The 22318-nt window shown below is 73.4% G+C and carries 18 protein-coding genes and 1 other RNA gene; 16 read left to right on the top strand and 3 right to left on the bottom strand.

All coding sequences use genetic code 11. From position 1 onward, the window contains the following. Positions 1 to 960: FHA domain-containing protein (locus ACWGSR_RS36310; protein ID WP_453573435.1), on the bottom strand; the 960-nt coding region annotated here is incomplete at its 3' end. A 500-nt stretch (positions 961 to 1460) separates the two neighbouring features. On the opposite strand from ACWGSR_RS36310, the gene ACWGSR_RS36305 reads away from it, so the two are divergent. From ACWGSR_RS36305 to ACWGSR_RS36290, 4 genes are all read left to right on the top strand, one after another. Then, positions 1461 to 3248 carry a serine/threonine-protein kinase gene (locus ACWGSR_RS36305; protein WP_453573432.1) on the top strand — a complete coding sequence of 596 codons (1788 nt, stop codon included), beginning with the start codon at positions 1461 to 1463 and terminating at the stop codon, positions 3246 to 3248. 107 nt (positions 3249 to 3355) lie between these two features. Next, complete coding sequence (locus ACWGSR_RS36300) at positions 3356 to 4594, top strand: protein kinase domain-containing protein (protein ID WP_376238203.1); 1239 nt, start codon at positions 3356 to 3358, stop codon at positions 4592 to 4594. Positions 4595 to 4658: 64 nt separating this feature from the next. Beyond that, positions 4659 to 5762, top strand: coding sequence for a peptide chain release factor 2 (prfB, locus tag ACWGSR_RS36295; protein ID WP_376238200.1), 1104 nt, complete (start codon positions 4659 to 4661; stop codon positions 5760 to 5762). Between the two features lie 396 nt (positions 5763 to 6158). Continuing rightward, a complete protein-coding gene (locus ACWGSR_RS36290) occupies positions 6159 to 7136 on the top strand; it encodes a hypothetical protein (protein ID WP_453573428.1) in 978 nt (325 codons plus the stop codon). Positions 7137 to 7264: 128 nt separating this feature from the next. On the opposite strand, the gene ACWGSR_RS36285 is transcribed toward ACWGSR_RS36290, so the two are convergent. After that, the gene (locus tag ACWGSR_RS36285) at positions 7265 to 7447 is read right to left on the bottom strand and encodes a hypothetical protein (RefSeq protein ID WP_453573425.1); all 183 of its coding nucleotides are present in this window, start codon (positions 7445 to 7447) and stop codon (positions 7265 to 7267) included. Between the two features lie 233 nt (positions 7448 to 7680). Between ACWGSR_RS36285 and ftsE the strand changes: the two genes are divergently transcribed. The 5 genes from ftsE to ssrA all read left to right on the top strand — a co-directional run bounded on the left by ftsE (position 7681) and on the right by ssrA (position 11636). Further along, positions 7681 to 8370 carry a cell division ATP-binding protein FtsE gene (gene ftsE, locus ACWGSR_RS36280; RefSeq protein WP_053648390.1) on the top strand — a complete coding sequence of 230 codons (690 nt, stop codon included), beginning with the start codon at positions 7681 to 7683 and terminating at the stop codon, positions 8368 to 8370. A gap of 29 nt (positions 8371 to 8399) precedes the next feature. After that, the gene (gene ftsX / locus ACWGSR_RS36275) at positions 8400 to 9317 is read left to right on the top strand and encodes a permease-like cell division protein FtsX (RefSeq protein WP_366375147.1); all 918 of its coding nucleotides are present in this window, start codon (positions 8400 to 8402) and stop codon (positions 9315 to 9317) included. 78 nt (positions 9318 to 9395) lie between these two features. Further along, positions 9396 to 10583, top strand: coding sequence for a S41 family peptidase (locus ACWGSR_RS36270; RefSeq protein ID WP_453573420.1), 1188 nt, complete (start codon positions 9396 to 9398; stop codon positions 10581 to 10583). A gap of 18 nt (positions 10584 to 10601) precedes the next feature. Then, positions 10602 to 11141 (top strand): SsrA-binding protein SmpB, encoded by a 540-nt coding sequence (gene smpB, locus ACWGSR_RS36265; protein WP_366375144.1) that lies wholly within the window; start codon positions 10602 to 10604, stop codon positions 11139 to 11141. A gap of 102 nt (positions 11142 to 11243) precedes the next feature. Next, positions 11244 to 11636, top strand: a transfer-messenger RNA (tmRNA) gene (gene ssrA, locus ACWGSR_RS36260). A 26-nt stretch (positions 11637 to 11662) separates the two neighbouring features. On the opposite strand, the gene ACWGSR_RS36255 is transcribed toward ssrA, so the two are convergent. Further along, complete coding sequence (locus ACWGSR_RS36255; protein ID WP_453573417.1) at positions 11663 to 12964, bottom strand: MFS transporter; 1302 nt, start codon at positions 12962 to 12964, stop codon at positions 11663 to 11665. An 83-nt stretch (positions 12965 to 13047) separates the two neighbouring features. Between ACWGSR_RS36255 and ACWGSR_RS36250 the strand changes: the two genes are divergently transcribed. From ACWGSR_RS36250 to ACWGSR_RS36220, 7 genes are all read left to right on the top strand, one after another. Then, on the top strand, positions 13048 to 14064 hold the full coding sequence (locus tag ACWGSR_RS36250) for a LysR family transcriptional regulator (protein ID WP_453573414.1): 1017 nt from the start codon (positions 13048 to 13050) through the stop codon (positions 14062 to 14064). A gap of 119 nt (positions 14065 to 14183) precedes the next feature. After that, positions 14184 to 15539 carry a nitrate/nitrite transporter gene (locus ACWGSR_RS36245; protein ID WP_453573411.1) on the top strand — a complete coding sequence of 452 codons (1356 nt, stop codon included), beginning with the start codon at positions 14184 to 14186 and terminating at the stop codon, positions 15537 to 15539. Positions 15540 to 15623: 84 nt separating this feature from the next. Then, positions 15624 to 16760 carry a uroporphyrinogen-III synthase gene (locus ACWGSR_RS36240; RefSeq protein WP_376238181.1) on the top strand — a complete coding sequence of 379 codons (1137 nt, stop codon included), beginning with the start codon at positions 15624 to 15626 and terminating at the stop codon, positions 16758 to 16760. A 32-nt stretch (positions 16761 to 16792) separates the two neighbouring features. Beyond that, positions 16793 to 17311 (top strand): GNAT family N-acetyltransferase, encoded by a 519-nt coding sequence (locus ACWGSR_RS36235; protein ID WP_376238177.1) that lies wholly within the window; start codon positions 16793 to 16795, stop codon positions 17309 to 17311. Between the two features lie 63 nt (positions 17312 to 17374). Then, complete coding sequence (locus ACWGSR_RS36230; RefSeq protein WP_376238174.1) at positions 17375 to 19714, top strand: HelD family protein; 2340 nt, start codon at positions 17375 to 17377, stop codon at positions 19712 to 19714. A gap of 424 nt (positions 19715 to 20138) precedes the next feature. Beyond that, entirely contained in the window at positions 20139 to 21569 is a 1431-nt protein-coding gene (locus ACWGSR_RS36225) for a malic enzyme-like NAD(P)-binding protein (protein WP_453573406.1), read from the top strand. Between the two features lie 394 nt (positions 21570 to 21963). Next, the gene (locus ACWGSR_RS36220; protein WP_017237029.1) at positions 21964 to 22245 is read left to right on the top strand and encodes an HU family DNA-binding protein; all 282 of its coding nucleotides are present in this window, start codon (positions 21964 to 21966) and stop codon (positions 22243 to 22245) included. Positions 22246 to 22318 lie beyond the last annotated feature (73 nt).

The raw sequence follows: 22318 nt of genomic DNA, 5'->3' as shown, positions 1-22318 counted from the left end.
GAGCCCGCGCCTGCCGCCGGCCCGGGGCGCGGTCGCGGCCGGAGCCGCCGGGGCCCCGCCGCCGCTTCCGGCGGAGCCGTACGGGTCGTGGGGGCCGCCGTCGCGCCCGTGTCCGTGGTCGTGGCCGTCGCGGGAGCCGTGGCCCCCGTCGTACCCGTCGTGGGGGGCGTCGCCGCCCCACGCGAGCGCGTGCCCGCCGCCGTGGGTCGTGTCGTCGTCCGCCGGGCCGCCCGGGGCCGTCCCGGGACCGCCCGCCGGTGCCGTCCGGCCGCCGGGGCCCGTCCGGTCCGCTCCGGCGGCCCCGCGCGCGAGCCGCAGGTGCCCCTCGCCGTCCGGGGCCGTCGCCACCGCGTCCGTACCGCCGGGGAGGTCGTCGCCGGGGCCCGTCAGGCGCAGGGCGGACTCGCCGAGGCGCAGCAGGGCGCCGGGGCGGAGCCGGACCGGGCGCTCGCCGACGGGGGCGCCGTCGAGGGTCGTGCCGTTCGTCGAGCCGCGGTCGGCGACCGTGACCCGGCCGTCCGCGCCGACCGTCACCGTGCAGTGGGCGCGGGAGACGTCCGGGTCGTCGAGCGGGACGTCGGCGTCGACGGAACGGCCGATTCTGATCGCTCCGCCGTGCAGCAGGTGCACCCCGCCCGCGTCCGGTCCCGCCACCACGTGCAGCCGGGCGGCCGCGGCCTCCCCGACCCGGTCGTCCGGTCCCGGGACCTGGAGCGAGAGGACGGCGCCGTCGACCAGCGGGGGCTCCCCGAGCACGCAGCGCCGGCCGTCCAGCCGCTCCGCGCCCGCGTGGAGCACGATCGTGCCCGAGGCGGAGGCCTCGGGGCCCGTGACGGCGGCGGCCAGCTGCGAGGCCACGGCGGAGAGCGCCGTCCCGGCGGGGGCGGTGACGAGCACGTCGCAGGCGCGCGCGGCGCCGTGGCCGGCGTGCGGCGCGAGGACGGTCAGCCGGATCTGCATCGCCGTCAGCGGTCCCTTCTGCGCGACGTGTCCGGCAGGGGGCCGCCCCGTGTCTCCCCCCACCCGCACGGACGCGTCGTCCGGTACAGGTCGGCACGGCGCGGGGCTCCCGACCCCATCGGTGCGTCGTGCTGGAGGCATCCTCGCACCTGCCGCCGACACCGCGCCCGCAGGTCGGCCGTAAGTGATCTTGAATGGTCGGCTGTGGGCGCAAAAGTGCCTGGTTGAGCATGCCTCCGGAACATGCGCGGCAACCGTCCCGCGCGAAGAAGCGTCTTCTTCCGGACAGGACCGGGGTACGTTCCGGACATCTTCGGTCAGGGCCCGCCCCCCGGGGACACCCCGCGGACGACCGGCCCGCGACCCGTCCGGACCGGCCGTGATCCGCCGGGCAGGCCCTAAAGTGGGTCGGACACCCGGACGGGTCACCACAGAGCACGGGGACCGCGGGGACATCACGGGAACCACACCGGGACCACGATCAGCAGGGAGCGCGTGACGTGCGGCCTATCGGCAGCAAGTACCTGCTCGAGGAGCCGCTCGGCCGCGGCGCCACGGGCACCGTCTGGCAAGCCCGCCAGCGGGAGACGGCGGGCGCCGAGGCGGCCGTGGCCGGCCAGCCCGGCGAGACCGTCGCGATCAAGGTCCTCAAGGAGGAGCTGGCCAACGACGCGGACATCGTGATGCGCTTCCTGCGCGAGCGGTCCGTGCTGCTCCGGCTGACCCACCCGAACATCGTGCGCACCCGCGACCTGGTCGTCGAGGGCGACGTCCTCGCCCTCGTCATGGACCTCGTCGAGGGCCCCGACCTGCACCGGTACATCCGGGAGAGCGGACCGCTCACCCCGGTCGCCGCCGCGCTCCTCACCGCCCAGATCGCCGACGCGCTCGCCGCCAGCCACGCCGACGGCGTCGTCCACCGCGACCTCAAGCCGGCCAACGTCCTGCTTGCCGAGCGCGACGGCGCGATGCACCCGATGCTCACCGACTTCGGCATCGCGCGCCTCGCCGACTCCCCGGGCCTGACCCGTACCCACGAGTTCGTCGGCACGCCCGCGTACGTGGCGCCCGAGTCCGCCGAGGGCCGCCCGCAGACCTCCGCCGTCGACATCTACGGCGCGGGCATCCTCCTCTACGAGCTGGTCACCGGCCGTCCGCCGTTCGCGGGCGGCACCGCCCTGGAGGTCCTCCACCGCCACCTCAGCGAGGAGCCGCGCCGCCCCTCGACCGTGCCCGGCCCGCTGTGGACGGTGATAGAGCGCTGCCTCAGCAAGGACCCGGACCGGCGCCCGAGCGCCGTGAACCTCGCCCGGGGCCTGCGCGCGGTCGCCGCCGGCATCGGCGTGCACGCCACGCCCGCCCAGATCGAGGCGGCGGACGGCGTCGGGGCGCTCCTCGCCCCCGACCCGGCGCCCGCGCCGGTCCCGGAGACCCCCGGGGCCGCCGACCCGACCCAGGTGATGTCCCACGGCGCCCCCGGGTCCGCCGACCCCACCCAGGTGCTGCCCGCCGGGGCCGGGGCGCCGCCGCGGTACGACCCCGCCGGCGCGACCAGCGTCATGCCGACGAGCGGCCCGGGCGGCGGCGCCGACCCGACGGCCGTCATGCCCCCCGTCCCGCCGGGCCCGCCGCAGGCCGGACAGGGCGAGGAGCCGCACCCCTGGCAGAACCAGCTGCGCGCCGCCCGCGACCGCAACGAGCAGACGCAGGTGCAGTACCTGGACCCGAGCGAGGACCCCCTGCGCCGGCGCCCGCAGCGCCAACCGCAGCAGCCCCCGCACCCCCCGAGGAACCAGCAGCGGCAGCAGCAGCCCCCGCCGTACCAGCAGCAGCAGCGGCCCGCCCCGCAGCGGCAGCAGCAGCCCCAGCCGTACCGGCCGCAGCACCAGCCCCAGCAGTACGCGCCTCCGCCGCCGCCCGCCCCGCAGCAGCAGTACGCCCCGCCCCGGCAGCAGTACACGCCCCCGCAGCCGCCGCCCCAGGCCCCCGCGCCCCGCGAGCCGCGCCCGCCGCGCGAGCCGCGCCGGCGCAGCGCCAACCCGGTCCGGATCCCGGGCCTCGGCTGCCTCAAGGGCTGCCTGGTCATGATCGTCCTGTTCGTGGTCGCCGGCTGGCTCGTCTGGGAGCTGACCCCGCTCCAGAGCTGGGTCGCCGAGGGCAAGGGCTACTGGGAGGCGATCGGCGACGGCGTCTCGTCGTTCACCACCTGGGTCTCCGAACTGTTCGACAGCGCGAGCACCGGAACCGGCACCGGAAACACGGGTGCTACCGGCGGTACGGGACAGTAATACTGTTGATTTGTCGACTTCCGAGGGGTGTTTTCCCCTCGGAAGTGACGACCGGCGCCCGCGGACGCGTACGTTTGGCGTGAACCGCAGCCGCTGAGGGAGCAGTCTTGGCACGGAACATCGGCAGCCGCTACACCGCCCACCAGATCCTCGGGCGGGGCAGCGCCGGAACGGTGTGGCTCGGCGAGGGCCCCGAGGGGCCCGTCGCCGTCAAACTGCTGCGCGAGGACCTGGCCTCCGACCAGGAACTCGTCGGCCGCTTCGTGCAGGAGCGGACCGCCCTGCTCGGCCTCGACCACCCGCGCGTGGTCAAGGTCCGCGACCTCGTCGTCGACGGCAACGACCTCGCCCTCGTCATGGACCTGGTGCGCGGCACCGACCTGCGCACCCGCCTCGACCGCGAGCGCCGGCTCGCCCCCGAGGCCGCCGTCGCGATCGTCGCCGACGTCGCCGACGCCCTGGCCGCCGCGCACGCCGCCGGGGTCGTCCACCGGGACGTCAAGCCCGAGAACATCCTGCTCGACATGGAGGGCCCGCTCGGCCCCGGCGGCGCCCACCCCGCCCTCCTCACCGACTTCGGCGTCGCCAAGCTCATCGACACCCCCGGCCGCACCAAGGCCACCCGGATCATCGGCACCCCCGACTACCTCGCCCCCGAGATCGTCGAGGGCCTCCCGCCGCGCGCCGCCGTCGACATCTACGCCCTCGCGACCGTCCTGTACGAGCTGCTCGCCGGCTTCACCCCGTTCGGCGGCGGCCACCCCGGCGCGGTCCTGCGCCGCCACGTCACCGAGACCGTCGTCCCGCTCCCCGGCATCCCCGAGGAGCTGTGGCAGCTCCTCGTGCAGTGCCTCGCCAAGGCCCCGGCCTCCCGGCTGCGCGCCTCCGAGCTCGCCGCCCGCCTCAAGGACGTCCTGCCGCTGCTCAAGGGCATCCCGCCGCTGGACGTGGACGAGCCCGACGCGGAGCCGGCCCCGGAGCCGCACGAGGACGACGCGTACGCCGCCCCGGGCGCCGCCGAGCCCGGCCCCCGCCGGGCCGCCGTCCCGCTCGTCCCCGGCGCCTCCCCCGACTCCCACCGCGACACCCACACCTCCATGCGGGTCCCGGCCCCCGACGAGCTCTCCGGCGGCCCCCTCGGCACCGCCCGCGCCCCCCGCCCGGCGGGCGCCCGCCGCCCCGGCTCGGCCCGCCACAAGGCGGGCGCGGTCCGCAAGCGCCGGATCACCCTCGCCGTCGCGGCGGTCGTCCTCGCCGGAGCGCTGGGCGCCGGCGGCTACCTCGCGGCCTCCGGCGACGGCGAGGCCCCGCCGCAGGACTCGAAGCAGTCCTCGCCCCTCCCGTAACCCCGGGGAGGCGCCCCGGCGGCCGCAGGTTCGGCTCCCCGCCCGGAGCCGTTACGCTGGACGCGTGGCAGTCGTCGATGTATCCGAAGAGCTGAAGTCCCTCTCCTCGACCATGGGGTCGATCGAGGCCGTCCTGGACCTCGAGAAGCTGAGGGCCGACATCGCCGTGCTCGAAGAGCAGGCCGCGGCCCCGTCCCTGTGGGACGACCCGGAGGCGGCGCAGAAGATCACGAGCAAGCTTTCGCACCTCCAGGCCGAGGTCCGCAAGGCCGAGACCCTGCGCGGGCGGATCGACGACCTCGGGGTGCTCTTCGAGCTCGCCGAGGAGATGGACGACCCGGACACCCTCGCCGAGGCCGAGGCGGAGCTGGCCTCCGTCCGCAAGGCCCTCGACGAGATGGAGGTCCGCACCCTCCTCTCCGGCGAGTACGACGAGCGCGAGGCGCTGGTCAACATCCGGGCAGAGGCCGGCGGCGTCGACGCCTCCGACTTCGCCGAGCGGCTCCAGCGCATGTACCTGCGCTGGGCGGAGCGCCACGGCTACTCCACCGAGATCTACGAGACCTCGTACGCGGAGGAGGCCGGCATCAAGTCGACCACCTTCGTGGTGAAGGCCCCGTACGCCTACGGCACCCTCTCCGTCGAGCAGGGCACCCACCGCCTCGTCCGCATCTCGCCCTTCGACAACCAGGGGCGCCGCCAGACCTCCTTCGCGGGCGTCGAGATCCTGCCGGTCGTCGAGTCCTCCGACCACGTCGAGATCGACGAGTCGGACCTGCGCGTCGACGTCTACCGCGCGTCGGGCCCCGGCGGCCAGGGCGTCAACACGACCGACTCGGCCGTGCGCATCACGCACATCCCGACCGGCATCGTGGTCTCCTGCCAGAACGAGCGCTCCCAGATCCAGAACAAGGCGAGCGCCATGAACGTCCTCCAGGCCAAGCTCCTGGAGCGCCAGCGCCAGGAGGAGCGCGCCAAGATGGACGCGCTCAAGGACAGCGGCAGCTCCTGGGGCAACCAGATGCGCTCGTACGTCCTCCACCCGTACCAGATGGTCAAGGACCTGCGCACGGAGTTCGAGGTCGGCAACCCGCAGTCCGTCCTGGACGGCGAGATCGACGGCTTCCTGGAGGCGGGCATCCGCTGGCGCAAGCAGCAGGACAAGTAGTCCGCCGCTCCTCCTCGGCCGGGCCCCGCACCGACACGGTGCGGGGCCCGGCCCGTTCTGCCCGCGCTTCCCGTACGCGACGTTCCGTATTCGCTGCCGCAAGCGGAAGACGGGCCGTCAGGACGCTTTGTCGACAAGGGAACTGACGCGGCGGGGCCCGTGGTTCAAGGTTTACGTCACAGTTGCATCGTCGCATGTCGGTCAGCCGGTGATCTTTCGGGCATCGCACGCGCAACGACCTTGACGCCTCTTCGGAAACTCGGAAGGGTGGCGTACTGGCATGCGCATTTCTGGGGCGCGTGTGAACGGGGGCCGGTCCAGTCGTGACGCCGCCCCTGCCGCGCAGGCCCCGAGCGCTGCCCCATGACGAGATGAGCTACTGGGGGTAGCAGCCAGATGACCAACAAGACGCGAGTCCGCCTGGTGCGGGTCGCGGCCAGTGCCGTGATCATCGCCGGTGCGTCCCTGACGGCGGCCGGTGCCGCGCAGGCCGTCGACGGTTTCGGTTCGGACGCGGACCGCTCCGGGGAGATCAGCATCCAGGACGGGAACGAGGGCGACACCGACGGCACCACGATCCTCGGCCAGACCGTGGGCGGCGCGGCCGACGGTGGCGCGGCTGCCGATGGCGGTGCCGCGGCTGATGGCGGTGCGGCCGCTGATGGTGGCGCTGCGGCTGACGGTGGTGCCGCCGCTGATGGCGGTGCGGCTGCCGACGGTGGCGCTGCCGCCGATGGCGGTGCTGCCGCTGATGGTGGCGCGGCGGCCGATGGCGGTGCCGCGGCTGACGGCGGTGCTGCCGCTGACGGTGGCGCTGCGGCCGACGGTGGCGCTGCCGCTGACGGTGGCGCGGCGGCCGACGGTGGCGCTGCGGCCGATGGCGGTGCTGCCGCTGACGGTGGCGCGGCGGCCGACGGTGGCGCTGCGGCCGATGGTGGTGCTGCGGCTGACGGCGGTGCTGCTGCCAACGGCGGTGCCGCTGCCAACGGTGGCGCTGCCGCCAACGGTGGCGCCGCTGCCAACGGTGGCGCGTCCGGCAACGGTGGCGCGTCCGGCAACGGTGGCGCGTCCACCAACGGTGGCTCCACCGCATCCAACGGCGGTTCCACCACCGGTGGCGGTTCCTCCACCGACGGCGGCGCCGGCACCTGCACCGTCGACCTCGACGGCGCCGAGTGCGTCGACACCAACAAGCCCGACACCAACAACGCCGGCTCGCAGCCCGTGCAGCAGGGGCAGGCCAAGGAGGAGCTCGCCGAGACCGGTGCGGCCGAGACCTCGTTCCTGATCATCGGCGCCGCGACCATGATCGCGGGCGGCATCGGCTTCCGCATGCTGCCGCGTCTCGTCGCCGGCGGCCGTACCGCCGTCTGACGCCTCCGCGCGTGAGCGGGACGTGAGCAGGGCATGACGAAGGGCCGGGGAGACCTCTCCCCGGCCCTTCGGCCGTACTCCGGCTCGCATGGGCCGTCCGGGGCGGCCCCGGGCCCGTTCGGGCGGCTCTAGGCCGCACGGACCGCCGCGAGCAGCGCGATCGCCGCCAGCAGGGCGATCGCCACCGTCAGCAGCATGGCGGGGGAAAGACCCTGGGGGGTCAGTCGCTCCCGGTTCGCGCGGCAGACGGGGCAGCGGCCCTCGGCGACCGGGGCCGCGCAGTTGGCGCACACCAGTCGGTCGTAGGTCATGCGCTCTCCTCCTCCCGCACTGGGGTACCCACCAGGGCAACGACCGGAGGCATCCGGACGTTCCCCTACCACTGTGCCAGCTCCGCGCCGTTTCGGCGCGCCCCGCCGGTCCGCCGTGGTCCGCCCGGAAGGGCGAAAAGGATATACCGCGCAAGCCAGGACCGCGACTGCGAGGGCCGTCCCCGGTCGCGTAAGGTCACGCTCACCTACTCCCGGCCGACCGTGGTGCATCCGTGATCCGATTCGACAACGTTTCCAAGTCCTATCCGAAGCAGAACCGCCCCGCGCTCCGGGATGTATCCCTGGAGATCGAGAAGGGGGAGTTCGTCTTCCTCGTCGGTTCCTCCGGCTCCGGAAAGTCGACTTTCCTGCGGCTGCTCCTGCGTGAGGAGCGCGCCAGCCAAGGCCAGGTGCACGTCCTCGGCAAGGACCTGGCCCGGCTGTCCAACTGGAAGGTGCCGCACATGCGGCGCCAGCTCGGGACCGTCTTCCAGGACTTCCGCCTGCTGCCCAACAAGACCGTGGCCCAGAACGTGGCCTTCGCCCAGGAGGTCATCGGCAAGCCGCGCGGCGAGATCCGCAAGGCCGTCCCGCAGGTGCTCGACCTGGTCGGCCTCGGCGGCAAGGAGGACCGGATGCCGGGCGAGCTCTCCGGCGGTGAGCAGCAGCGCGTCGCCATCGCCCGCGCCTTCGTCAACCGGCCGATGCTGCTGATCGCCGACGAACCCACCGGCAACCTCGACCCGCAGACCTCCGTCGGCATCATGAAGCTGCTCGACCGCATCAACAGGACAGGGACCACCGTCGTCATGGCGACCCACGACCAGAACATCGTCGACCAGATGCGCAAGCGCGTCATCGAGCTGGAAAAGGGCCGCCTCGTCCGCGACCAGGCGCGCGGCGTCTACGGATACCAGCACTGAGCCTGTAGCGAGTAGGAGAAAGCAGACCCATGCGCGCTCAGTTCGTGCTCTCCGAGATCGGCGTCGGCCTCCGGCGCAATCTCACGATGACCTTCGCCGTCATCGTCTCCGTGGCCCTCTCGCTCGCCCTGTTCGGCGGCGCGCTGCTCATGCGCGAGCAGGTCAGCACGATGAAGGACTACTGGTACGACAAGGTCAACGTCTCCATCTACCTCTGCAACAAGGCCGACGCGGCCACGGCCGGAAAGTGCCCCAAGGGCGCGGTCACCGGCCAGCAGAAGGAGCAGATCGAGGCCGACCTGAACGAGATGGACATCGTCGAGACCGTCCACTACGAGACGTCCGACGAGGCCTACAAGCACTACAAGGAGCAGTACGGCGACACCGCCCTGGCCTCCGTGGTGACGCCGGACCAGATGCCCTCGTCGTTCCGGGTCAAGCTCAAGGACCCGGAGAAGTACAAGGTGGTCGCCACGGCCTTCGCCGGCCGGGACGGCGTCGAGTCGGTCCAGGACCAGCGGAACATCCTGCAGAACCTCTTCGACCTGATGAACGGCATGAACATCGCCGCGCTCTGCGTCATGGGCCTGATGCTGGTCATCGCGCTGATGCTGATCGTCAACACCGTGCGCGTCTCGGCCTTCAGCCGCCGCCGCGAGACGGGGATCATGCGGCTCGTCGGCGCGTCCAGCTTCTACATCCAGATGCCGTTCATCATGGAGGCCGCCTTCGCCGGACTCCTCGGCGGCGGCGTCGCGTGCCTGCTGCTGCTCGTCGGCCGGTACTTCCTGATCGACCACGGCATCGCGCTCGCCGACAAGGTCCAGCTCATCCAGTTCATCGGCTGGGACGCCGTCTTCGCCAAGCTGCCGCTGGTGATCGCCATCGGGCTCCTGATGCCCGCCGTGGCGGCTCTCATCGCGCTGCGCAAGTACCTGAAGGTGTGAGAAGACACCCCTCTCCGTGGATGGCGTCGTACGGCCAAAGCCCGTGCGGCGCCATCGTCTTGTCCTAGAGTGGGCGACATGCCGGACGGCACCGACCTTCTCTGTATCCGGCCCCGCGGAGTGCTCCGTGGGGCCGTTCTGACGTTGGTCTTCACCGGCGTCCTCGCCACCGCCGCCGCCACGGGCTCGCTGCCCCGGCAGGAGTCGGCCGCCAAGCGGCCAGGGGCGTCCCCGGGCGCGGGACAGCGGCCCGGGGACCGCGCCCCCGTCGACAGCGCCGCGCTCCGCCGCGCCGCCGCCGCGGCCATGGCCGACGGGAAGTCGGGCAAGAAGGCCGCCGAGGAGTTCGTCAGCCGCAGCGGCGACCGCTGGGGCGCGGTGTACGACAAGCGGGAGTACGAGGAGTTCGAGCAGGCCCTCGACGGGGCCTACACGGGCGTCGGGCTCTCCGCGGGCCGGGCCGCCGGGGACCGCGTCCTGATCACCCGGGTCCAGGCCGGCGGCCCCGCCGCCCGGGCCGGGCTCCGTACCGGCGACCGGCTCGTCTCCGTCGACGGACGCCCGGTCGACGGGCTCTCCGTCTCCGAGGCCGTCGCCCTGCTGCGCGGCGACGGGGTGCCGGGCTCGTCCGTCGCCCTGCGGGTCGAGCGCGGGCGCACCGCCTGGACGCAGACCCTGCGCCGGGCCCGGCTCGCGACGGACCCGGTGACCGTCCGCCGCCTCGACGACGGGGCCGTACTGATCCGGGTCGAGGCCTTCACCAAGGGCGCCGGCACGCGCGTGCGCGACGCGGTGCGGGAAGCCCCGGCAGGAGTCGGGGTCCTCCTGGACCTGCGGGGCAACGCGGGCGGCCTGGTCGCGGAGGCCGCCACCGCCGCCTCCGCCTTCCTGGACGGCGGGCTCGTCGCCACGTACGACGTGGAGGGCGAGGAGCGGGCCGTGTACGCGGAGGGCGGCGGCGACACCGAGCGGCCCCTGGTGGCGCTGGTCGACGGGGGCACGATGAGCGCGGCCGAGCTGCTCACCGGCGCCCTCCAGGACCGGGGCCGGGCCGTCACGGTCGGCTCCCGGACCTTCGGCAAGGGCTCGGTGCAGATGCCGAGCACCCTGCCCGACGGCTCGGTCGCCGAGCTGACCGTCGGCCACTACCGCACCCCCGCCGGGCACGCCGTCGACGGGCGCGGCATCACCCCGGACCTGACGGCGGGGGAGCGGGCCGAGGAGCGGGCGAGAACGGTATTGAGTGGCCTCGGAGGGGGCTCGTAGTGCGAAAATGACCGCACTATGGCAAAGGGACTCGTGAACGTGCAGGGCAAGCCTGCCAAGAAGAACCAGGACAAGGCGCCGGAGCGCAAGCTGATCGCGCAGAACAAGAAGGCGCGGCACGACTACCTCATCATCGACACCTACGAGTGCGGTGTGGTGCTCATGGGCACCGAGGTGAAGTCGCTGCGGATGGGACGGGCCTCGCTGGTCGACGGCTTCGTCCAGATCGACGACCACGAGGCGTGGCTGCACAACATCCACGTCCCGGAGTACATGCAGGGCAGCTGGACCAACCACTCGGCCAAGCGGAAGCGCAAGCTGCTCCTGCACCGGGAGGAGATCGACAAGCTGGAGGCGAAGTCCCAGGAGACGGGTCACACGATCGTGCCCCTCGCCCTGTACTTCCTGAACGGCCGGGTCAAGGTCGAGATCGCCCTCGCCAAGGGCAAGAAGGAGTACGACAAGCGCCAGACCCTGCGCGAGAAGCAGGACACGCGCGAGACGAACCGCGCCGTCGCGGCGGCCAAGCGGCGCCAGCGCGCGGGCCAGTCCCTCTAGCCGGGGGACCGGCCGCCGGGAATACGCTGGCGACGGCCGCCGTTGGTCACGTACGATGGGGCACGCACCCCACCGCGGGTGCGACCTTTGAAAAATCAACATGGGGATGATCGGTTTCGACAGCGGATACCGATGCAGAGGAAGCGTGTCGAGGAAGCGGCAATGATCTCGTAAACCATATGTCGCAACCAATAATCGCCAACTCCAAGAGCGATAACTCCCGCTTCGCCCTCGCTGCCTGATTTCAGGTAACGAACAGAAGCCTCTGTGAGGAGCGTCAGCCCGGGGACGGTCCCGACCCGGATCCTGGCGTCATTTAGGGATCTAAACCTCTCACCCCGGTCACGGGGGTGAGAGGGAAATCAAACAGTGACTGAGCCCGTCGGAGACTTGTCCGCGTGATCTCCGGGGCTGAGAAACTCGTAGCGGACTGCACACGGAGAAGCTCTGTTTCCGTACCGTTGGACGCGGGTTCGATTCCCGCCATCTCCACTCATCCCATGTGGGCGCAGGCCCGGTGGTCACCACGACCGCCGGGCCTTCGTCATGTCCGCGGCCGTGCACAGGGCGAGCGCGACGGCCGCCGCCGCGACCGGGATCAGGAAGCCGAACGCGGGGAACGGGGCGTGGTCGGCGGCCCAGCCGCCGGACGCCGAGCCGGTCGCGATGCCCGCGAGGAGCGCGGTCACGGCCAGGGTCATGCCCTCGTTGAGCCGGTCCGGGGGCGTGAGGCGCTGGACCAGGCCCATGCCCGTCACCATCGTCGGGGCCGTCGCCATGCCCGCCACGAGCAGGCCGGCGGCCAGGGCGAGCAGGGAGCCGGTCGAGGCGGTGAGCAGCGGCAGCGCCATCAGGACCGTCATCGCGGCCAGACAGGTGCGCAGCCGCGCGGTGCGCCGGGCCCGGCCGTAGAGCAGGCCGGCGGCGCAGGAGCCCGCGGCCTGGAGGGCGAGGACCGGTCCGGCGAGGGGCCCGTCCACGTACGCCAGGGTCACCACCTCCATGGAGCCGAAGACCGCCCCGGTGGCGAGGAAGACCGCGAGCAGCGGGGCCATGCCGGGCGCGCGCAGTGGGGAGCCCGCCGGGACGCGCGGGGCGACCGGCGGCTCGGTGGAGCGCTGGGCGGTGAAGAGGAGGGTCCCGCCGAGGAAGAGGGCGCAGGCCCCGAGCGTGCCCGCCTCCGGGAAGAGCGCCGAGCAGAGGAGGGCGGCGAGCACCGGGCCCAGCATGAAGCAGAGCTCGTCGACGGCCTGCTCGAAGGAGTTCGCGGTGTGCAGCGCGCCCGGGTCGTCGCGCAGCAGGTGCGCCCAGCGGGCCCGGGACATGCCGCCGGTGTTCGGGAACGTGGCGGTGAGGGCGACCGTCGCGAAGAGCGTCCAGGCCGGGGCCCGTTCGTGGACGCACAGCGCCAGGACCAGCTGCCCCAGGAAGGCGTACGCGGCGGCCGGGACCGCGACCCTGGCCTGCCCGTACCGGTCGACGAGCCGGGCGGTCAGGGGGGCGACGACGGAGCCGACGGCGAGCCCGGTGGCGGTGACCGCGCCGGCCAGGGCGTAGGAGCCGTACGCCGACGCGATCATGATCACGGCGCTGACGCCGAACATGCCCGCGGGCAGCCGGCCGATCAGCCCCCCGACGGTGAAGGCGAGGGTGCCGGGGCGGGCGAAGAGGCGCCGGTAGGGGTTGCGGGAAGGGGGGCGCGGGGGGACGGGGGCCCGGTCGCGGGGGCTTCGGCCGGGGCCGTGCGGCCGGTCGGCGGGGTCGTCGTAGCGCGGCGCGAGGGCCGGGCCCGCCGGGGTCAGGGTGAGGTCCGGTTGCGGCATGGATCAAGGTTCGGGCGCGCGGTCCCGTCCGGTCCAACACCTGATCGGTGGCCATTCACGCACCCGTGTTGTTGAATGCGCCGATGGCCTCCCCGTACGACACCGACCCCCGTCTCCTACGCTCCTTCACCGCCGTCGCCGAGGAGCTGCACTTCACCCGCGCCGCCGCCCGCCTCTACGTCGCCCAGCAGGCCCTCAGCCGGGACGTCCGGCGGCTTGAGCGCGAGCTGGGCGCCGAGCTGTTCGTACGGACCACCCGGCAGGTCTCCCTCACCCCCGACGGCGAGCGCCTGCTGCCGTACGCGCGCCGGGTGCTCGCCGCCCACGACGAGCTGCGCGAGGCCTTCCGGGGCGCTCCACGGCCCCTCCTCGTCGACCTCAACAGCCCCGACCTCGCCCACGAGCGCGTCCTGCGCCGGGCCCGCGAACTCGCCCCCGACCTCGAACTGATGGCCCGCTACGAGAGCGGCCTCACCGGCGCCGCGCGGGCCGTCGTCGCCGGCCGCCTCGACACCTCCTTCGGCCGGTACGGCGGCCTCGCGCCCGACCTCAGGGCGGGGCTCGACGCGCAGTTCGTGCGGTACGAGCCGATGGCCGTGATCCTGCCCGAGGACCATCCGCTCGCCGGCCTCCCCGAGGTCCCCCTCGCCGCCCTCGCCGGGGAGCGGATCTACGCCGGGGCCGGGAACGAGCGCACCCCCGAGTGGACCGACCTCGCCGTCCGGCTCTTCGCCGGGCGCGGCATCGGACTCGCCCCGCCCGCCCCGCTCGCCGTCGGCAAGGAGGAGTTCCGCCGGATCATGGCCAAGCACCGCCACCCGGTCCTCGCCGTCGTCGAGTTCCCGCCCATGCCCGGCTGCGTCCTGCGGCCGCTCGTCGACCCCGTCCCCCTGTCGCCCGTGAGCCTGGTGTGGCGCAAGGGGCTCCGCCACCCCGGCCTGGACGCCCTGCGGACCGCCGCCGCCGAGATCGGCGCCCGGGAGGGCTGGCTCGTCCGTCCGCCGGACTCCTGGCTCCCGGAGGACGAGCCGGGCCTCCCGGAAGCCCCGGACGCGCCGCGCGCGCGTGCCCCGCTCACAGCAGCCGCCTCCCCCGGGTGAGAGCAAGGTTCCGCCGCCGTCACCTCGCGGCACCGGCCTGAAACGCGGCCTCCCTAGCGTCGTCCGCAGGAGGACCGGGGCTGTGGACGCCCCAGGACCCGACACCGCGGAGGTGCGACATGGGCGGCCGGTGGATCGAACGGTGGGAACCGGAGGACGAGGTCTTCTGGCGCGAGGAGGGGGAGCGGGTCGCACGGCGGAACCTGTACTTCTCCGTCCTCTCCGAGCACATCGGCTTCTCCGTCTGGAGCCTGTGGTCGGTCATGGTCCTCTTCATGGGACCGGAGTACGGCGTCGACCCCGCCGGCAAGTTCTTCCTGATCGGCACCGCCACCTTCGTCGGCGCGCTGATCCGGATCCCGTACACCTTCGCCGTCGCCCGCTTCGGCGGCCGGAACTGGACGGTCTTCAGCGCCCTGCTGCTCCTGCTGCCGACCGGCCTCGCCTTCGCGGTCATGGAGCCCGGGACGTCGTACACCACCTTCGTCCTGGTGGCGGCCCTCACCGGCGTCGGCGGCGGCAACTTCGCCTCCTCCATGACCAACATCAACGCCTTCTTCCCGCTGCGGAAGAAGGGCTGGGCGCTCGGCCTCAACGCGGGCGGCGGCAACATCGGCGTCCCCGTCGTGCAGCTTGTCGGCCTCCTCGTCATCGGAACCGCGGGCGCGATGCACCCCCGGATCGTGCTCGGCGTCTACCTGCCCCTGGTCGTGGTCGCCGCCACGTGCTCCGCGCTCTTCATGGACAACCTCGCCCCCGTCAGGAACGACACCGGGGCCGCGAAGGAGGCCGTGCGGGCCCGGCACACCTGGATCATGGCCTTCCTCTACGTCGGCACCTTCGGCTCCTTCATCGGCTACAGCTTCGCCTTCGGCCTGGTGCTCCAGACGCAGTTCGGCCGCACCCCGCTCCAGGCGGCCTCGCTCACCTTCATCGGCCCCCTGCTCGGCTCGCTCGTCCGGCCCGTCGGCGGCTCCCTCGCCGACCGCCACGGCGGCGCCCGCATCACCCTGTGGACCTTCGCCGCGATGGCCGCCGCGACCTCCGTGGTGATCTACGCCTCCCTGATCGAGTCGCTTCCCGTCTTCCTCGCCGGCTTCATCGGCCTCTTCGTCCTCAGCGGCCTCGGCAACGGCTCCACGTTCAAGATGATCCCGGCGATCTTCCTCGCCCAGGGGCACCGGAAGGGGCTCGCGGGCGAGCAGGCCGAGGCCTACGGACGGCGGCTCTCCGGGGCCGCCATGGGCCTCATCGGGGCGGTCGGCGGGCTCGGCGGGCTCGGCATCAACCTGGCCTTCCGCCAGTCCTTCCAGACCTCCGGCACCGGCACCGCCGCCTTCGTCGCCTTCCTCGTCTTCTACGCGGTCTGCATGGGCGTCACCCGGGCGGTATACCTTCGACGGCCGGCGGCCGTGCCCGAGACCGCCGAGGCCGTCACGGAGCCGGAGGCCCGGCCCGGTTACGCGAAGGTGTGATCCCCGGTGCACGGCACGGACCGTAACGACCAGGAAATGCGGACGAACCGCGTCCGTCACGCGTCCCCGTCAGGCTCTGCGTCCATGGACGAGCAAGAACACGGCCCCCTCGCCGGCTTCACCATCGGCGTCACCGCGGCACGGCGCGCGGACGAACTCATCGCCCTGCTGCGCCGGCGCGGCGCCGCCGTCGTCCACGGACCCGCCCTGCGGATCGTGCCGCTCGCCGACGACACCGAACTCCTCGCCTCCACCAAGGACCTCATCGGCCACGCCCCGGACGTCGTCGTCGCCACCACGGCGATCGGCTTCCGGGGCTGGGTCGAGGCCGCCGACGGCTGGGGGTACGGCGAGGAGCTCCTCGCCGTCCTGCGGGACGTCGAACTCCTCGCCCGGGGACCGAAGGTCAAGGGGGCCGTACGGGCCGCCGGACTCACCGAGTCCTGGTCGCCGTCCTCGGAGTCCATGGCCGAGGTCCTCGACCGGCTCCTCGACGAGGGGGTGGCCGGCCGCCGGATCGCGCTCCAGCTGCACGGGGAGCCGCTGCCCGGCTTCGTGGAGGCGCTGCGGGAGGGCGGGGCCGAGGTCGTCGGCGTCCCCGTCTACCGCTGGCTCCAGCCGGAGGACACCGGCCCGCTCGACCGGCTCCTCGACGCGGTCCTCGCCCGGGGCGTGGACGCGGTGACCTTCACCAGCGCCCCGGCCGCCGTCTCGCTGCTCTCCCGGGCGGCGGAGAAGGGGGTACGGGCGGACCTCGTCGCGGCGCTGCGGCACGACGTGCTCGCGGTGTGCGTGGGCCCCGTGACCGCGCTGCGGCTCCAGGCGGAGGGCATCGACACGTACCAGCCCGAGCGCTTCCGGCTCGGGCCGCTCGTCCAGGTGCTCTGCACCGAACTGCCCGCCCGCGCCCGGGTCCTGCCGGTGGCCGGGCACCGGGTGGAGGTGCGCGGCCACGCCGTCCTCGTCGACGGCGCCCTGCGGCCCGTCCCGCCCGCCGGCATGGCCCTCCTGGGCCTCCTCGTCCGCCGCCCCGGCTGGGTGGTCTCCCGCGCCGACCTCCTGCGCGCCCTGCCGGGCGCGGGCCGCGACGAGCACGCGGTGGAGACGGCGATGGCCCGCCTCCGCACGGCCCTCGGCACCCCGAAGCTGATCCAGACGGTGGTGAAGCGGGGCTACCGGCTGGCCCTGGACCCGTCGGCGGACGACAAGTACGGCGGGTAGGAACGGACGCGGCGGCCCGCTACCGTACGCGCATGACCGCCGAAGGCCCCCGCGTCCGCCCCGCCGCTCCCGACGACGCGCCCGCCCTCGCCCGGGCGGTGACGCGGAACCGGGCGTACATGAAGCCGTGGGAGCCCTACCGGGCCGAGCGGTACTACACCGTCGAGGGACAGGCCGAGCGGCTCGCGGACGGCGGGGTGCGGTGGTTCGGCGTCGACGGGGACGAGATCACGGGCGTCGCCACGCTCTCCGGGATCGTCCTCGGACCCCTCCGCAGCGCCTCCCTCGGCTACTGGACCGACCCGCACCACGCCGGACGCGGCCTGGCCACCGCGCTCGTCGCCGAGGCCTGCCGGGCCGCCCGGGAGGAGCTCGGGCTGCACCGGATCGAGGCCTGCACCCTCCTCGGCAACCACGCCTCCCAACGGGTCCTCGCCAAGAGCGGGTTCACCCGCATCGGCACCGCGCCCCGCTACCTCCACATCGACGGGGAGTGGCGCGACCACCACCTCTTCCAGCGGCTCCTGCACGACGACCCCCCGCCCGCCTGACACGGCGGCTCCCGGTGGCGTACGCTCGACGGCTGCCCAGTGCACGTGAGAAGGGGGCCTTAGGTGGCCGCGCAGGAAGCCGTGGACACGGTCAGGGACCGTGAGATCGGTGTCGAGCAGGAACATCTTGACCAGGTCTACCGCCGGCTGGAGGAGAAGATCCACGAGGCGGAGTTCCTGATGAACGACGCCGCCCAGCGCGGGCAGGTCGGCACGCCCGGCGCCCTCGCCGAGCGCGACGCCCAGGTCTTCCGGGCCGGCATCCACCTCAACCGGCTCAACAACGAGTTCGAGGACTTCCTCTTCGGCAGGATCGACCTGCTGTACGGCAAGGACGGGAAGAAGGGCCCCGACGGCGCCTACACCTCCGTCGAGCCCGCCGAGGACGCCGTACGTCCGGACAACACCGCCGACATCGGCGAGACCCTCCACATCGGCCGCATCGGCGTCCTCGACTCCGACTACGCGCCGCTCGTCATCGACTGGCGCGCGCCCGCCGCCGCGCCCTTCTACCGCTCGACCCCCGTCGACCCCGGCCGGGTCGTGCGCCGCCGGGTCATCCGCTCCAAGGGCCGGCAGGTCCTCGGCGTCGAGGACGACCTGATGCGCCCCGAGCTGCGGGCCACCCTCGACGGGCGCGAGCTGCCCGTCATCGGCGACGGCGCCCTGATGGCCGCACTCGGCCAGGCCCGCAGCCACACCATGCGGGACATCGTCTCCTCCATCCAGGCCGAGCAGGACCTCGTCATCCGGGCGCCCGCCGCCTCCGTGACGTACGTGGAGGGCGGCCCCGGCACCGGCAAGACCGCCGTGGCCCTGCACCGGGCCGCGTACCTGCTCTACCAGGACCGGCGGCGGTACGCGGGCGGCATCCTGATCGTCTCCCCGACCCCGCTCCTCGTCTCGTACACCGAGGGCGTCCTGCCCTCCCTCGGCGAGGAGGGCCAGGTCGCCATCCGCGCGGTCGGCTCGCTGGTCGACGGCGCCGAGGCCACCGCGTACGACGACCCGGCCGTCGCCCGGATCAAGGGCTCCTCCCGGATGCTCGCGGTGCTCCGCAAGGCCGCCAGGGGAGCCCTGGAGACCCCCGCGCCCAGGGCGCAGCCCGAGCTGGGGGAGGACGCCGACCGGGCGCCCGCCGGCACCCCCACCCGTCTGCGGGTCGTCGCCTTCGGGCGCCGCCTGGAGCTGGAGGCCGACGAGCTGCGGCGCATCCGCCACAACGTCCTCGGCGGCACCGCCCCCGTCAACCTGCTGCGCCCGCGCGCCCGCCGGCTGCTGCTCGACGCGCTGTACGCCAGGTCCGGCGCGGCCGGCCGGCACAGCGACCCCGAGCTCGCCGCCGAGCTGCGCTCCTCCTTCGACGAGGACGTCTCCACCGAGGACTCCTTCCTCGGCTTCCTGGACGCCTGGTGGCCCGAGCTGACCCCCCGCGGGGTCCTCGACGCGATGGCCGACGAGCGGCGCCTGGGCCGCTGGGCCCGCCGGATCCTCAACCCGGGCGAGGTGCGCAGGCTGGCCCGCTCGCTGCGCCGCCCGGAGCTCTCCGTCCACGACGTGGCCCTCCTCGACGAGCTGAACACCCTGCTCGGCGCCCCGGCCCGGCCCCGGAGGAAGCGGGAGTACGACCCGCTGGACCAGCTCACGGGCCTGGAGGAGCTGATGCCGGTACGGGAGGAGACCCAGCGCGAGCGGGCCGAGCGGCTCGCGGCGGAGCGCACCGAGTACGCGCACGTGATCGTCGACGAGGCCCAGGACCTCACGCCCATGCAGTGGCGGATGGTCGGGCGGCGCGGCCGGCACGCCACCTGGACGGTGGTCGGCGACCCGGCGCAGTCCTCCTGGTCCGACCCGGACGAGGCCGCCGAGGCCCGGGACGAGGCGCTCGGCTCCCGGCCGCGCCGCCGCTTCGAGCTGACCGTGAACTACCGCAACCCGGCCGAGATCGCCGAGCTGGCCGCCAAGGTCCTCGCCCTCGCCATGCCGGGCAAGGAGTCGCCCCGCGCGGTCCGCTCGACCGGCGTCGAGCCCCGGTTCGTCGCGGTCCCGGAGGGGTCCGGGGAAGCGGATCTGGCCGAAACCGTACGTTTCGAAGCGCGCCGGCTCCTCGAACAGGTCGAGGGAACGGTCGGCGTCGTCGTCGCCATGCGGCGGCGCGCGGAGGCCGCCCGCTGGCTCGCGGAGCTCGGCGACCGGGTGGTGGCGCTCGGCTCCCTGGAGGCGAAGGGCCTGGAGTACGACGCCACGGTGGTCGTCTCGCCCGCCGAGATCGCGGACGAGTCCCCGGCCGGCCTGCGGGTGCTCTACGTGGCCCTGACCCGGGCGACGCAGCAGCTCACGGTGGTCGCGGGGGCCGGCGACCTGCCGGACGCGGCGGGGGTGCCGGACCTGCTGCGGGACTGAGCCCCGGTCCGCGGCGGGCCCTCCGGGTGCCCGTCGCGGGGCCGGAACCATGGCCGGTTTCAGGTCAACCTGTGGCGCTGGAATCACCAACGGGAGTGGTTTGTTAGCCTGGGGGTGGCACCGGCTCGATCCAAGCCCCCGGGCCCAACCTTCGTCCCTCAGAGGGACCACTTGCCGCGAGGCGAGCATGGCGGGTCGGTGCCACCTAGTACGTAGCTACGAAGTCGAGGTCCTCGTCACCCCTGGTGGCGGGGACCTCTTCTGTTTCCCGCGCTCCTCTCGTATGGTGGAAACTACTTTCCGAAAACAAAATGACCGCATTACCTGCTACTCGCCGGTAGGTGCGACCATCGGAGGGCGCCGCCGGGCGACCAGCCGGGGCGGGCGTAGCAACGAAGCTCAGGGAAAGCAGAGGAACTCGGCCATGGCAACGGCGCCCAGCGTCTCGTACTCGATGACGGTCCGGCTGGAGGTTCCCGCGAGCGGGACCGCGGTCTCCCAGCTCACCACGGCGGTGGAGTCGTCCGGCGGATCCGTCACCGGCCTCGACGTGACCGCCTCCGGCCACGAGAAGCTCCGCATCGACGTCACCATCGCCGCGACCTCCACGGCCCACGCCGACCTGATCGTGGAGCAGCTGCGCGGCATCGAGGGCGTCGTCCTCGGCAAGGTCTCCGACCGCACCTTCCTGATGCACCTCGGCGGCAAGATCGAGATGGCGTCCAAGCACCCCATCCGCAACCGCGACGACCTCTCCATGATCTACACCCCCGGCGTCGCCCGGGTCTGCATGGCGATCGCCGAGAACCCCGAGGACGCCCGCCGCCTCACCATCAAGCGCAACTCCGTCGCGGTCGTCACCGACGGCTCCGCCGTCCTCGGCCTCGGCAACATCGGCCCCAAGGCCGCCCTGCCCGTCATGGAGGGCAAGGCCGCCCTCTTCAAGCGCTTCGCCGGCATCGACGCCTGGCCGCTCTGCCTGGACACCCAGGACACCGACGAGATCGTCGCGATCGTCAAGGCCATCGCCCCCGGCTTCGCGGGCATCAACCTGGAGGACATCTCCGCTCCGCGCTGCTTCGAGATCGAGGCCCGGCTGCGCGAGGCCCTGGACATCCCGGTCTTCCACGACGACCAGCACGGCACCGCCATCGTCGTCCTCGCCGCCCTCACCAACGCCCTGCGGGTGGTCGACAAGGGCATCGGCGACGTGCGGGTCGTCATGTCCGGCGCCGGCGCGGCCGGTACGGCCATCCTGAAGCTGCTGATCGCGGCGGGCGTCAAGCACGCCGTCGTCGCCGACATCAAGGGCGTCGTCCACGCGGACCGCGAGGACCTGGTCGAGGCCCCGGCCGACTCGCCGCTGCGCTGGATCGCGGACAACACCAACCCGGAGGGCGTCACCGGCACCCTCAAGGAGGCCGTCTCCGGCGCGGACGTCTTCATCGGCGTCTCGGCCCCGAACCTGCTCGACGGCGAGGACGTCGCCGCCATGGCGGACGGCGCCATCGTGTTCGCGCTCGCGAACCCCGACCCCGAGGTCGACCCGGCCGTCGCCCGCCAGACGGCCGCCGTCGTCGCCACGGGCCGCTCCGACTTCCCCAACCAGATCAACAACGTCCTGGTTTTCCCCGGCGTCTTCCGCGGCCTGCTGGACGCCCAGTCCCGCACGGTCAACACGGACATGATGCTGGCGGCCGCCGCGGCCCTCGCCGACGTGGTCACCGAGGACGAGCTGAACCCGAACTACATCATCCCGTCGGTCTTCAACGACAAGGTGGCGGGCGCGGTCGCCGGAGCGGTCCGCACCGCGGCGAAGGCGGCGGGCGGCGGCGCGGCCCCGTCCGCGCTCTGACGGCGCCCCCCAGGCGGACACGGGCGCCGGACACGGGCGCCGGGCGCGGGTGCCGGACACGGGTGCCGGGCGCGGCGCTGACGGCGCGTCGCGATTCGCGGTGGCGTAAACCCGCCTTTAGGGTGGCTTTTCGACTCCGTGCGGTTCGCGGGGAGTCGACAGAACGTCACCACCGCGGGGTTCCGGCGCTTTTCGTGTGACCCGCGGGGGTGCCGGATTGGCGTTCCCGCCGCTGGTGGGGGCAGGATGCGTGTTTGGGCGCGAGGGTCTGTCCATGTGACCCGGGTCCGGGGACTGTCCGAGGGCCCTGGCAGCATCGGCTTCGCTGTACCCAATCGCGCGGCTTCCGCCGCGTGGCACGCCTTACAGGCAAGAAGAACACGGGAGTAACAACATGAACCGCAGTGAGCTGGTGGCCGCCCTGGCCGACCGCGCCGAGGTGACCCGCAAGGACGCCGACGCCGTGCTGGCCGCTCTCGCCGAGACCGTCGGCGAGGTCGTCGCCAAGGGCGACGAGAAGGTCACCATCCCCGGCTTCCTGACCTTCGAGCGCACCCACCGTGCCGCTCGCACCGCTCGTAACCCGCAGACCGGCGACCCGATCAACATCCCGGCCGGCTACAGCGTGAAGGTCTCCGCGGGCTCGAAGCTCAAGGAAGCCGCCAAGGGCAAGTAAGCGGCCTGTGGGCGCAGAAAGGGCGGCCACCCCGGTCACGGGGTGGCAGCCGGTTCGGTAGCCCGCCCGTACG

The organism is Streptomyces sp. NPDC055632 (assembly GCF_053618675.1).
The sequence above is the reverse complement of the archived record's forward strand: the minus strand, read 5'-3'. Positions and strand labels throughout refer to the sequence as shown.

Coding starts and splice junctions, on each gene's coding strand:
- ACWGSR_RS36290 (WP_453573428.1), top strand. CDS start 6,159: ATGACCAACAAGACGCGAGTCCGCCTGGTGCGGGTCGCGGCCAGTGCC.
- ACWGSR_RS36285 (WP_453573425.1), bottom strand. CDS start 7,447: ATGACCTACGACCGACTGGTGTGCGCCAACTGCGCGGCCCCGGTCGCC.
- ftsX (WP_366375147.1), top strand. CDS start 8,400: ATGCGCGCTCAGTTCGTGCTCTCCGAGATCGGCGTCGGCCTCCGGCGC.
- ACWGSR_RS36270 (WP_453573420.1), top strand. CDS start 9,396: ATGCCGGACGGCACCGACCTTCTCTGTATCCGGCCCCGCGGAGTGCTC.
- smpB (WP_366375144.1), top strand. CDS start 10,602: ATGGCAAAGGGACTCGTGAACGTGCAGGGCAAGCCTGCCAAGAAGAAC.
- ACWGSR_RS36255 (WP_453573417.1), bottom strand. CDS start 12,964: ATGCCGCAACCGGACCTCACCCTGACCCCGGCGGGCCCGGCCCTCGCG.
- ACWGSR_RS36250 (WP_453573414.1), top strand. CDS start 13,048: ATGGCCTCCCCGTACGACACCGACCCCCGTCTCCTACGCTCCTTCACC.
- ACWGSR_RS36245 (WP_453573411.1), top strand. CDS start 14,184: ATGGGCGGCCGGTGGATCGAACGGTGGGAACCGGAGGACGAGGTCTTC.
- ACWGSR_RS36240 (WP_376238181.1), top strand. CDS start 15,624: ATGGACGAGCAAGAACACGGCCCCCTCGCCGGCTTCACCATCGGCGTC.
- ACWGSR_RS36235 (WP_376238177.1), top strand. CDS start 16,793: ATGACCGCCGAAGGCCCCCGCGTCCGCCCCGCCGCTCCCGACGACGCG.
- ACWGSR_RS36225 (WP_453573406.1), top strand. CDS start 20,139: ATGGCAACGGCGCCCAGCGTCTCGTACTCGATGACGGTCCGGCTGGAG.
- ACWGSR_RS36220 (WP_017237029.1), top strand. CDS start 21,964: ATGAACCGCAGTGAGCTGGTGGCCGCCCTGGCCGACCGCGCCGAGGTG.